Below are 10,718 nucleotides of genomic sequence, written 5' to 3' on the forward strand. Positions count from 1 at the left end.
AATTTTATGTCAGCTTACGAAACCATTTTAAGCAAACAAGAGAAAAAATGGCTTTTAGACCGACGCGTCACAAGACTCTCAGACAATAAAGAAGTTCAAATATACCCCATGGGAGCTGAGCGCTATTTATCATCTGCTTTGGCTGAACACCAAAAGAGTCGATATGATATTCGAGCTGATATTGAAGGAAAAAATGTCCTGGTTATTCCTGGATACGGGAACAGTAGTTTTTTATTTGCGCTAGCAGGTGCAAAGTCAATTACAGCCTATGATAAAGATCCCATTACAATTGCATGGATGAAAGCATTTAAAAAGTATTACCTTTATCGTGAATACGATGTCAAAGGAAATCCTTTGCCATCAATTGGTGAGTTATTTGCTGCGCTCACCTGTTGGTATCCACCGTTAGTGACTTTATCGAGCGGAAAATGGGCTCATTTTTTATTCTGGATAATTCATCCTAACTCATTAAGACGCGCTTATATTCATTACATGGTGTCGCTGGTTCAACGTGCAATTCAATCCAAAGCACAAAGTAATTTTGAATTGGATAAAAACATCCAATTTCATGTGGGTACGGTAGATAAGATACTTGTAAGCGATCAAAAGCAAGCTTTCGACACTGCTTTTGTTCCTTATCTTTTAGGAGTTGAGAACGGAATAGAAAAAGAAAAGGATATAACACACTTTATTGAGCAACTAATCAAAATTGTTCCTGATGGCCGTATACTCGTTACTCCATCAAGAGCTACTAAGGAGTATTATTTCACGGGAAAAAGTTATTTTGTAACAACAGGTTACACAGATATTCAAGCGATACCTGAATTAAAAAAGTATGTTATTGGCGAAGATAAATACTGGTTTCGTACTCAGGGCCTAGCACTATTTGGATCTCGCCATGGTTAAATTTTTAGTTGTTTATAGATATATATTTTGATGACTTATTTGAGGATAAAAATGTATAAAAAAGATCTTTTTAAGTTTCTTGAGCCATAAACTAAATTAACTTTATTTTACGTTCATTTTTCTTTTTCAAATTTTTATGCCATAAATTAAAACGAAGCGAGCAATCGAATCAAAGCATGATCTCCTTACAGTTGCGTTTTTATGAAGAGTTAAATGATTTCATTCCTCCAGAGAGGCGTAAAGTGAGCTTTACTCATAGCGTCCCTCAAAAAACTTCAATTAAAGACCTAATCGAATCACTTGGAGTTCCACATACTGAAGTTGAAGTGATTTTAGTTAATGGGAAATCAGTTGACTTTAATTATCTCGTCCACGATCAGGATTATATTTCCGTATATCCTGTTTTCGAAGCCTTTGATGTGGGTGAGTTGATTCGACTTCGTCCGAAACCTTTAAGAACGCCTCGCTTTATTCTCGATGTTCATCTTGGAAAACTTGCCCGTTATTTGCGTTTACTTGGATTTGATGTGATTTATGAAAACAATCTAACCGATGAAACCATCATCCAGAGAAGTAAAAAAGAACACCGAATTGTGTTAACACGTGATATCGGCATTTTAAAAAATAAAAGCATTACCCATGGTCGCTGGATGCACAATACCAATCCGAAAAAGCAAGTGGAAGAGGTTTTAATGCACTTTCAGTTAACAAAACAGTGCAGACCATTGACTCGATGCCTCATGTGTAATGGGTTACTAAAAAAAGCAGATAAATTAAAAATTATTCAAGATATTCCTGAGCTAGCAAAAAAATACTATCAAACTTTCATGCAATGCCAGTCCTGTAAAAAAATTTATTGGGAAGGCTCACACTATATTAAATTAAAAAATTGGGTTAAGAATATCTTAGAACGGAGGTGAAGAACTACGAAACAGGGTAGTACTAATATATTACATAGCAGCTTTTATCATTATCCTATAAAAATCATTCCTTTTCTTTCATTAATAGACGCAACTAAATTTAGAGTATTCATTTTTTCAATAAAATAAACATCATTTCGGTTATAAATAATACAAAATGTTTGTTATTTAATTAATTCTTAATAAAGCTCATGTAAAATATGTTCTTATTCGGAATTTCTTCCAGGAGGTTAAAAAAGGTAGTGAGTTTAAAATTATGTTTAGAAAAATTTCATTTTTTGGATTAGGACAAAAATCGACTTATAGTACTCCTAGCAGTGTTCCTTATAGCGACTACCAATTATTAACAGAAATTGATGTACCAGCCACAAGCGTAGCATGGCATCGAATCCATGGCGAATCTCCTAAAGATGTGACTAAAGACGGTTTTAGTGGTAGAGAAGATTTTCCTAAAGATAATTTAAAATCTTATATAGCATTTAATACAAAATTTGGCGGATTTGGTGGAACAATAAGTATTGCAAAAGCACTTGAGTTTGCCCAAAACGGTGCGAATAATATAAGTAACTATCTTTACTCTTCTGTAAATCCTAATAAAAAAATTAGCATACCTGCATTTATCCGAGAAACAGCTGACATGATTTCTGAGTCAACAACTACTTCAAAAATATGTGAAATGGAAGTTATGGCCGTAGGGAGTATACCCGCAGAATGTATTTTTTATGCTACAAATGAGCTCGATAAATTTGCTAAAGATGAAGAAGTAGAAAATTTAATGCATCGTACTAATTCTAAATTACCTGCTACTTATAAACGTAGTGATGTAGATACGCCTGCGGCGATCTTATTGCATTTGATAAAAACTGGATGCACGAGCATCATTGAAACGGGCATAAAGAGCAAATCATTTGATCTTGAAGAAATGAGACTACTTGCAAAACAGCCAGAATATTCTAAATTAGCTATCTTTTTAGAAGATATGGTATCTGCAGAAAAATTTAGTAATAGATAATAGCTCTATTTAATAAAAATGGAGCTTTTAGATCCTGCTAGTTTTATTGTGACATGTTACCCTTGCCTTAAAATTATTTTAATGTCATGTTACCATGCAGCCCACTTTAACTGTAATGGCATTCAAAATCTCCTGAAATGTCAGAAATCTAAGGAGAAATTAACATGTATATTCGTATCTATTTTCAAGATCACTGTCAAACGAATTACCCCCTGTATTCAATCAGTAGCATTAAAGTCCTTGATATAAGTTCTACTGAAAGTCTTCCGGCACTTGATACTGACACTGTTAAGAGCGAAATCATTTCTGAACGCAATTTTGAGCATCGTGGGCAACAGGTACCAATTTTTCGTGATATTAAATACTACAAAGAGTATTACGTTGACTGTAGAAACAAAACCAAGCAACAGGTCGAAGCAACAATACAATTATTAGTCGAAGATGGCAATTTGTTAAATAACACCTATCGAAACGAGCTTTTTCTTGATGATATAAAAAGTTCCATTCAAAAACTTCTAGAACCAATAAATCCTATAACTAATGCAAACGGCTCGTATAAGTTTTTTGATCTGAAAAAAAAGCTATGTGGCAGCCACACTAGAGAACTTGATTTTGATGATAACTATCGAGAATATGGATTTAGATAAATAAAAAAGGAGGCCCTTAAACGTAAATAATACTGTGGTAAAATATCATGTGATGAAAAGAACCATTTTTACTTATTTGAGCATAGTAAATTTCTAATGTGTGGTTTTCCATTTTGATTATTAGTAGAAAGCAAAATCATGAAAAGAACAGTTGAAGTTATTCGTTATAATCCCTCATGGCCTGAACTGTTTGCAGCTGAGGCTCACCAAATAAAGCAGGCACTGGGATCTAATTGCATTGAAATTTATCATATTGGATCTACTTCGGTGCCAGAATTAAGCGCGAAACCTATTATCGATATTCTTCCTGTTGTTGAAAATATTTTACTGGTGGATAAAGCATCAGAATCTATGGAAAAAATTGGATATGTAACAATGGGCGAGTATGGTATTCCTTTTCGTCGTTATTTTCAAAAAGGTGCAACTAAAAGAACTCATAATGTACATGTTTTTGAAAAGGGAAACTCAGAAATTGAACGGCATTTATATTTCCGTGATTGGATGAGAACACATCCCAATGATCGTGATGCTTATGCCACCCTGAAAATGGCTTTGGCAAAACAGTTTCCTAATGATATTAACGCCTATTGTCTAGGGAAAGAAGAGTTTATTTCCAATATTGATGCTCAAACTGGCTTTACCCAACTTCGCATTGTCAAAGCATTAACACGCCGTGAATGGCAATCGGCTCGTACTTTTCGTCAAAAATATTTTTTTGATAAAGTACCCATTTCAGATCCCTATACATGGACGTTCGATCATAAAGACCACATCCATTTTATTCTTTATCAAGGAACGAAGCGAGTTGGCTATGCCCACATTCAATTATGGCCAAATCAAAGAGCAGCACTTAGAATTATTGTTATTGATGAGGAATGTCGCAATAAAGGTTTAGGTGGCTATTTTTTGAATATCATTGAAAAGTGGCTAAAGGAGACTGGAGTTTATCAGCTACATATCCAATCCTCGCCAGACGCTTTAAATTTTTATATTCATCATCAGTACGTCAATATACCCTTTGATGATCCTGATCATCATGGAAGTGATCCACGAGATATTGAGATTGGTAAAATATTATGATTATCGAGTTACTCATATTAAAAAATAAGCCAAAAAAATATCATGAATCAACATTCATTGCTAAACTAAATAGATAGCAAATTGCATAAACAAAAATAGCATGATAAATAATCAAATTGAACTGTTTTTCCAGTCAAAAGCCTTCGCTGTGATTGGTGCCTCTTCGAATCGAGAAAAATATGGAAACAAAGTTTTACGATGTTATCTAGAGAATGGTAAAAAAGCTTATCCTGTAAACCCTAAAGAAAATTCAATTGAAGGGATTCCGGTAGTACATTCAGTAAGTCAATTGCCAAATGAGGTTGAAAGTATTTCTATTATAACCCCGCCTGTTATTACTGAAAAAATCGTTGAAGAAGCGATTAAAAAAGGAATTAAAAATATTTGGATGCAACCTGGCGCAGAGAGTAACTCAGCCATTCAGAACTGCAAACACCATAAAATCAATGTCATAGCTGGAGGACCCTGCATTTTAGTCGTTTTAAATTATAGAGAGCACTAATTTTTTAGCAATTTACTTTATATTTGGAAAAAATCTTTTGGCCCTATTATGGATAATCATTTCGAGGCTGTAGTTATGAGGGACAAATATGTATATGTGGTTTGAACTCTTAGGTATGTTGGTCCTAATCTTAATCTCAGCGCAATTATTTTCTAATGCGTTAGAGCATTTTGGTGAAAGGTTGGATATTTCAACTGGTGTCACGGGTTCAATATTCGCAGCTATATCTACTGCGCTTCCAGAAACTACGGTACCCATCTTGGCAATAATTGCCGGAACCGCTGATCGACAAGTTAATGAAGAAATTAGCGTAGGGGCAATTTTAGGTGCTCCATTAATGTTATCCACTTTATCAACCTTTATTATGGCTTCTTCAGTAATTAAAAAGCGGGGGCTTAATGGATGGATAACACCAGAAATTAGTGGTTTTAAACGGGACATGAATTTTTTCTTAATGGCATTCACTCTTGCTGCTTTAGCAATGTTTCTTCCTTTAGAGCCAAATTATTCGTTACGTATTTTATTTTGCATTATACTTGTTTTTCTTTATTTTCTTTATTTAATGTTTACGTTCAGTGCGTCTAAAGCTTTAGTAGAAAATGGCCATGCAGTAATAACAAGTGAACCTTTATTAATTGCTAAACTGGGTTTAAAAAACAATCTCAAAACAATTTTAATCCAATTAATTTTGGGGCTAATCCTATTGGTATTTAGCGCAAAGGGATTTATTCATGGAGTACAGGGAGCAGCAAATTCTATTGGCATACCGGTGTTGCTTTTATCATTACTGATCATCCCCATCGCAACAGAATTACCAGAAAAAGTAAATAGCGTGATATGGGTAAGAAAAGGTCAAGATACCCTTGGTTTTGGCAATATAACTGGTGCAATGGTATTTCAGGGCACTTTACTTCCTGCATTAGGAATACTTTTAACACCTTGGGCACCATCTAGAGTAGTTTTAACCGGTATTCTCGTAACCTACATTGCTACAGCATGGCTAAGGTTCAATATTTCAGTGGATGGAATTAAGATTAAGATGTTATTTTTTAATGGAATTTTATACTTAACCTACCTAGGAATAGTGCTTTCATAAAAATGCATGCGAAGAACTAAATATGCCACTGTATTACATTTAATAGGTTGTAAGCTCGTCTAATAAACACAATAATAAGCGGCTGATCCTAATTCTTTGAGTAAACGGAGTATATGCTTATGAAATTTGATGCTATTGTCCTTGGAGGCGGAATTATTGGAGTATCCGTTGCAATTCATTTGCAAAAACGAGGACGGTCAGTAGCATTAGTCGATGCGAAGTCCCCTGGAAGTGAGACCTCATATGGTAATGCCGGATTAATTCAGCGTGAAGGGGTGTATCCCTATGCCTTTCCAAGAGATATGTTCTCTTTAATTAAATACGCTTTAAATAGCTCTCCTGATGTCAGATATCACCCGAAGGCAATCCTGAGGCTTGCGCCTTTTTTATGGAAATACTGGGTGAATTCTCATTCATTACGTCATGCAGAGATTGCTCGCTCTTATGCAAACTTGATTCAACACAGCATAACGGAACATCATTTTCTAGCCGAAGCCGCAGGAGTAAGAAATTTATTTCGCTCAGGTGGATGGCTTAAAGTATTTCGAACTGTAAAAAAGCAAGATACTGAAACACGATTTGCTGAAAAATGTAAAATGGAGTATGGCATCCAGTTTGAGTCTTTTGACCAGAATTCATTGAGTCAAATTGAGCCAGATCTGGATAAATCATTATTAGGAGCTCTTCGATATGTAGACTCTGAAACTGTGAGCGATCCGGGGGCACTCGTTGCTGCCTATGCCAATTATTTTGAACATCTTGGTGGTCGCTTTTTTTTCGGAGACGCATTTACTTTATCCAACCAATGGACCGTCAAAACAGAACAGGGCCAACTCAAGGCAGATTCTGCAGTGATTGCGTTAGGACCATGGTCAGACATTCTATGTTCTCAACTAGGATATCACTTCCCGCTAGCAGTAAAACGTGGGTATCATATGCATTACGGTGTAAGAGCAAATGCACAACTCAATCACCCAGTACTCGATGTTGAGAATGGTTTTCTGTTAGCACCAATGACTCGCGGAATTCGTCTTACTACCGGGGCAGAATTTGCACCACGTGATTCACAGAAAACTCCAGTACAACTTGATTTAGTAGAGCCTATTGCACGCACGCTGTTTCCAATTACCACCCGACTTGATGAATTTCCCTGGATGGGATGTAGACCCTGTACACCGGATATGCTCCCAATTATTAGCCAAGCTCCTCGACATGCCGGGCTTTGGTTTGCATTCGGGCATGCTCATCACGGTTTGACCCTTGGGCCGGTTACGGGTCGTTTGCTCGCGGAAATGATGACCGCAGAAGACTTAATCACTGATCCATTATCTTTTAGTGCAAGCCGGTTTGCTCCATAAGAATTAGTAGCATGCTCAATATGAATCTTGTAATACTTGCAATGATATCAATTATTTTCATAGGATCATTATTTATCTATCTAAATCACTACAATCTAAGAATCCTCTATGAAAATAATCATTGAGCAAATACTGCCCGAACACGCTGCAACTTTATGCGAACAAATAACAAAAGATTTACCTGAGTACTTTGGTTTACTAGAATGCAATGACCACTACATCAAAGGAGTCCGTTCACGAATTAATTTTGCTGCTAAAACAGCTGAAGAAATGTATGTAGGGCTCCTTAGTCTTGACTTTCCATATCCAAATACCAGTTCGATTTATTGGATGGCAGTATTTGCTCAATGGCAAGGCAAAAATATAGGATCAATGCTTATAGATAAAGCATCTCAGTATGCCAAAAAACAAAAAGCATCGACTATGACAGTCGAAACATTATCTCCCCAAGAGTCAGATGAGAATTATCTTGAAACCTACCATTTTTATGAAAAGCAAGGATTTCAACCTTTATTTAATCTCAAACCAGAGGGATATATTTGGAATATGGTTTATATGGTTAAGTATTTGTATTAAAGGATTGAACTGATATCGAATTAGCGCCAAATAGGAGAGATAAATGAATGATCCAATAACTATCATTACTGATTTTAAGGATAATGGAGCTGTTTCTAAAATCATCTATGATAATTTAAAAAAATTTAATGAATCAATCATTGGCAATTATGAAGCAAAACCTTTTATCATTTATGCAAAAAACGATACCTCTGAAATTCTTGGTGGTATTAAAGGAGATATATTTGGTACGTTATGCAGAGTATTTACCGTATGGATTCACAAAAAATATCGCCGTAAAGGACTAGGTCGAGAATTATTTGTGAAACTAGATGCTTTTGCACAAAAAAACAATTGTAAAATGATTCAACTTGATACTGCAGAATTCCAAGCAAAAGGTTTCTATGAAAAACTGGGTTATCAAGTTATAGCGACATTACCAGATAATTTTATGGGTTATACCAGCTATATTTTGAGAAAATATATGATTTGAATCAGGCGAATGCATGCCTGAGAGATAATATTTTTAATAAAAACTTATCAATTAATCAAATAAATATTAAATTGTTGTTCAATTCAAGTATAAAGTGATTCTTAACTGACTATCGCACTTATTGAAAGGACAGTATAGGAATGCGATACAACTGAACATGTGCCATCAAACTCATCTTCTCATCTCATCGCGAGATTTATATGGGTTTTGCCCATGTCCAGCATTACATGAAAAATTTATTTATTTTCAATATGATTGTAGTTCTGAGTGAATATTATATTCACTAAAAGCGAGAGGATATTTTTTGACTGCTTTAATTTTTCTTTTGAACTGTTTTTCTAATAATTTTTCAATTGCTGTGAAACCATTGCGTAGTGCAATATATAAATTTTGGTTTTGCTTTCTACTGCTGATTTTCTTGCCAAGGATAGTCATATTAATGCTTACACTAAATATTTTCCCTTTAAGTCGATGGTTTTGCTCCCTATCTATGACTACTCGACAATGATTTATCTTTCTATAGATTCTCTTGAGTTTGTTATAATTTTTATCAATGTGGCATTCAATTGCCGATGAGTATGAAACAGAACGAAATGTTATTTGAACTGATGACATAGCTTAAATCCTCTTAATTTAAATTTATTTTTTAAAAGTGAAATAAAAAATTTTTAAATTTAATGATAAGAGATGAAATTATTCTATTTTTAAGTGATTTGTTATTAATCCTCCTCATAAAATACATCGTGAATATTCTATAGGGACAATTAAATCAGATTTCAATACTGGTTTTAAAAAAAATTTAGTAAAAATTACTCTTGTAAATTTAGGAATTATCCCTATATCACGATACCCAAACGCATAAAGAATAATAATAAGAGTTTCAGATTTTGAAAAACAAGCGAGCCTCTATAGGCATTTGTTCATTATTCTACGGGTGCTTTCTTAAAATATCGAACTACCTTTGTCGTCGCATTGTCAATTATTTCACCTCTAATGTCGCCGGGTGTACCATTAACTTCGGCTAACATCCAAATATATAGTTTCTCAATATCATCGCCAGACTTATGTTGTATTATTTTCTCATTGGAATAAATTCGTGCGGTATATTGTTGATTCATACTTCATTCTCCATCAAGATAGTGCTCAATAAATCCATTTCACAATTTCATCTCGAAAGATCATCTTTTAAGAAAAATCCTATTATAAATTATAGCTTAGTTAGATTGCTCGTTGAGAAATTTATAAAAACTCCCTGCTCAAAAAATAAGCTTATTTTTATGAATCGGCTCTCTGTTATTTACAGAGAGCTAGCCAGTGCGGAAATAGGGTGAGCACAGTTTATGAAATGCAACGGATGTTTTGCTTACCCTATGAAATAGAGAACCAACGGTGAATTAACTGGCCATATTATTTTGATACCAATTGGGTAGAGGTTTTAGTTTAATAAAATCAACTTTATTTAATCGACTAAGCGTTTCATTAATCACGTGGGTACTGAATTGACGTCCAGATAGGAAACGACTTATGATATTGATTTTTTCCTGTTCTGAAATCTCATTTTTATAATTATTAATTAATTTTTTGTGTGATTCCTCCCAAGCTCTAGTTCTCTCTTCAGGTATTGAACGTAACGCTTCATTAATATATTCGGATTTTATTTTTCGTTGCTTTAAGATATTTTCAATAAAACGATCGCCCTTATGGGCATAATGCTGCGCCAAGTGGCGAGCAAGATGCCTATCATTAATGATTTGATGAGACTTTAAATAGTCCATAGTTTGATTAATGGCATTTTCTAAATCAAGTAAGGCGCCATAGCGCATTTCTAATTCTTGACGTAATTCATATTCGCTGTAGGATTTTATGGATAAAGCGTGAATGGCATTATCAATCATATTCATTTTTTGTTCCCGGTATTTATAATAGAGTAAATAATTTATTCTTTATTAGGAAAGAAAGGGGTGATCAACCTTCCACAGTAATTTCAATTTTTTTCTCAGCAGCAATCTCTTTTTTGGGAATAGATATTTCCAGCACTCCATGAGTATACTTGGCAGTAATATTTGCATCGTCTGCCGTTTGTGGAAGAGGCGGATTCAACTCGCTAATGCAACTTTTGTATATAAAACAATCAGTTGAGATGGTATAA

General features: G+C 34.6%; 14 protein-coding genes. 10 read left to right on the forward strand and 4 right to left on the reverse strand.

What is annotated here, in order from left to right; genetic code table 11:
- The first annotated feature begins 6 nt into the window (after positions 1-6).
- The 10 genes from A8O27_RS08780 (at position 7) to A8O27_RS08825 (ending at position 8,569) form a co-directional block, all read left to right on the forward strand.
- A complete protein-coding gene (locus A8O27_RS08780) occupies positions 7-906 on the forward strand; it encodes a hypothetical protein (RefSeq protein WP_058459884.1) in 900 nt (299 codons plus the stop codon).
- Positions 907-1,082: 176 nt separating this feature from the next.
- Entirely contained in the window at positions 1,083-1,826 is a 744-nt protein-coding gene (locus A8O27_RS08785) for a Mut7-C RNAse domain-containing protein (RefSeq protein WP_082642456.1), read from the forward strand.
- A 256-nt stretch (positions 1,827-2,082) separates the two neighbouring features.
- On the forward strand, positions 2,083-2,838 hold the full coding sequence (locus A8O27_RS08790; RefSeq protein WP_058459886.1) for a hypothetical protein: 756 nt from the start codon (positions 2,083-2,085) through the stop codon (positions 2,836-2,838).
- A 164-nt stretch (positions 2,839-3,002) separates the two neighbouring features.
- Complete coding sequence (locus tag A8O27_RS08795; protein ID WP_058459887.1) at positions 3,003-3,485, forward strand: hypothetical protein; 483 nt, start codon at positions 3,003-3,005, stop codon at positions 3,483-3,485.
- 138 nt (positions 3,486-3,623) lie between these two features.
- Positions 3,624-4,565, forward strand: coding sequence for a bifunctional GrpB family protein/GNAT family N-acetyltransferase (locus A8O27_RS08800; protein ID WP_058459888.1), 942 nt, complete (start codon positions 3,624-3,626; stop codon positions 4,563-4,565).
- Positions 4,566-4,665: 100 nt separating this feature from the next.
- Positions 4,666-5,067, forward strand: coding sequence for a CoA-binding protein (locus tag A8O27_RS08805; protein WP_058459889.1), 402 nt, complete (start codon positions 4,666-4,668; stop codon positions 5,065-5,067).
- A gap of 94 nt (positions 5,068-5,161) precedes the next feature.
- Entirely contained in the window at positions 5,162-6,163 is a 1,002-nt protein-coding gene (locus A8O27_RS08810) for a sodium:calcium antiporter (protein WP_082642468.1), read from the forward strand.
- A 119-nt stretch (positions 6,164-6,282) separates the two neighbouring features.
- Positions 6,283-7,521: an NAD(P)/FAD-dependent oxidoreductase gene (locus A8O27_RS08815; protein ID WP_058459891.1), complete on the forward strand. Its 1,239-nt coding sequence runs from the start codon at positions 6,283-6,285 to the stop codon at positions 7,519-7,521.
- Positions 7,522-7,629: 108 nt separating this feature from the next.
- Positions 7,630-8,097 carry a GNAT family N-acetyltransferase gene (locus tag A8O27_RS08820; protein ID WP_058459892.1) on the forward strand — a complete coding sequence of 156 codons (468 nt, stop codon included), beginning with the start codon at positions 7,630-7,632 and terminating at the stop codon, positions 8,095-8,097.
- Positions 8,098-8,140: 43 nt separating this feature from the next.
- Positions 8,141-8,569 (forward strand): GNAT family N-acetyltransferase, encoded by a 429-nt coding sequence (locus tag A8O27_RS08825; RefSeq protein ID WP_058459893.1) that lies wholly within the window; start codon positions 8,141-8,143, stop codon positions 8,567-8,569.
- Between the two features lie 246 nt (positions 8,570-8,815).
- Here A8O27_RS08825 and A8O27_RS08830 read toward each other — a convergent pair whose 3' ends face one another.
- From A8O27_RS08830 to A8O27_RS08845, 4 genes are all read right to left on the reverse strand, one after another.
- The gene (locus A8O27_RS08830) at positions 8,816-9,184 is read right to left on the reverse strand and encodes an HPF/RaiA family ribosome-associated protein (protein WP_058459894.1); all 369 of its coding nucleotides are present in this window, start codon (positions 9,182-9,184) and stop codon (positions 8,816-8,818) included.
- Positions 9,185-9,492: 308 nt separating this feature from the next.
- Positions 9,493-9,687, reverse strand: coding sequence for a hypothetical protein (locus A8O27_RS08835; protein WP_058459895.1), 195 nt, complete (start codon positions 9,685-9,687; stop codon positions 9,493-9,495).
- A 276-nt stretch (positions 9,688-9,963) separates the two neighbouring features.
- A complete protein-coding gene (locus tag A8O27_RS08840) occupies positions 9,964-10,470 on the reverse strand; it encodes a regulatory protein RecX (RefSeq protein WP_058459896.1) in 507 nt (168 codons plus the stop codon).
- 64 nt (positions 10,471-10,534) lie between these two features.
- The coding region (locus A8O27_RS08845; RefSeq protein ID WP_154669237.1) for an Hsp20/alpha crystallin family protein at positions 10,535-10,718 on the reverse strand (184 nt) is incomplete at its 5' end.

The sequence above is a fragment of the Legionella bozemanae genome (assembly GCF_001648595.1).
GTDB classification, from domain to species: Bacteria; Pseudomonadota; Gammaproteobacteria; order Legionellales; family Legionellaceae; genus Legionella; species Legionella bozemanae.

Excerpts from the sequence above, each read along its gene's own strand:
- A8O27_RS08790 (WP_058459886.1), top strand. The coding sequence starts at position 2,083 with ATGTTTAGAAAAATTTCATTTTTTGGATTAGGACAAAAATCGACTTAT.
- A8O27_RS08840 (WP_058459896.1), bottom strand. The coding sequence starts at position 10,470 with ATGAATATGATTGATAATGCCATTCACGCTTTATCCATAAAATCCTAC.
- A8O27_RS08825 (WP_058459893.1), top strand. The coding sequence starts at position 8,141 with ATGAATGATCCAATAACTATCATTACTGATTTTAAGGATAATGGAGCT.
- A8O27_RS08800 (WP_058459888.1), top strand. The coding sequence starts at position 3,624 with ATGAAAAGAACAGTTGAAGTTATTCGTTATAATCCCTCATGGCCTGAA.
- A8O27_RS08785 (WP_082642456.1), top strand. The coding sequence starts at position 1,083 with ATGATCTCCTTACAGTTGCGTTTTTATGAAGAGTTAAATGATTTCATT.
- A8O27_RS08820 (WP_058459892.1), top strand. The coding sequence starts at position 7,630 with ATGAAAATAATCATTGAGCAAATACTGCCCGAACACGCTGCAACTTTA.
- A8O27_RS08810 (WP_082642468.1), top strand. The coding sequence starts at position 5,162 with ATGTGGTTTGAACTCTTAGGTATGTTGGTCCTAATCTTAATCTCAGCG.
- A8O27_RS08805 (WP_058459889.1), top strand. The coding sequence starts at position 4,666 with ATGATAAATAATCAAATTGAACTGTTTTTCCAGTCAAAAGCCTTCGCT.
- A8O27_RS08780 (WP_058459884.1), top strand. The coding sequence starts at position 7 with ATGTCAGCTTACGAAACCATTTTAAGCAAACAAGAGAAAAAATGGCTT.
- A8O27_RS08815 (WP_058459891.1), top strand. The coding sequence starts at position 6,283 with ATGAAATTTGATGCTATTGTCCTTGGAGGCGGAATTATTGGAGTATCC.
- A8O27_RS08795 (WP_058459887.1), top strand. The coding sequence starts at position 3,003 with ATGTATATTCGTATCTATTTTCAAGATCACTGTCAAACGAATTACCCC.
- A8O27_RS08830 (WP_058459894.1), bottom strand. The coding sequence starts at position 9,184 with ATGTCATCAGTTCAAATAACATTTCGTTCTGTTTCATACTCATCGGCA.
- A8O27_RS08835 (WP_058459895.1), bottom strand. The coding sequence starts at position 9,687 with ATGAATCAACAATATACCGCACGAATTTATTCCAATGAGAAAATAATA.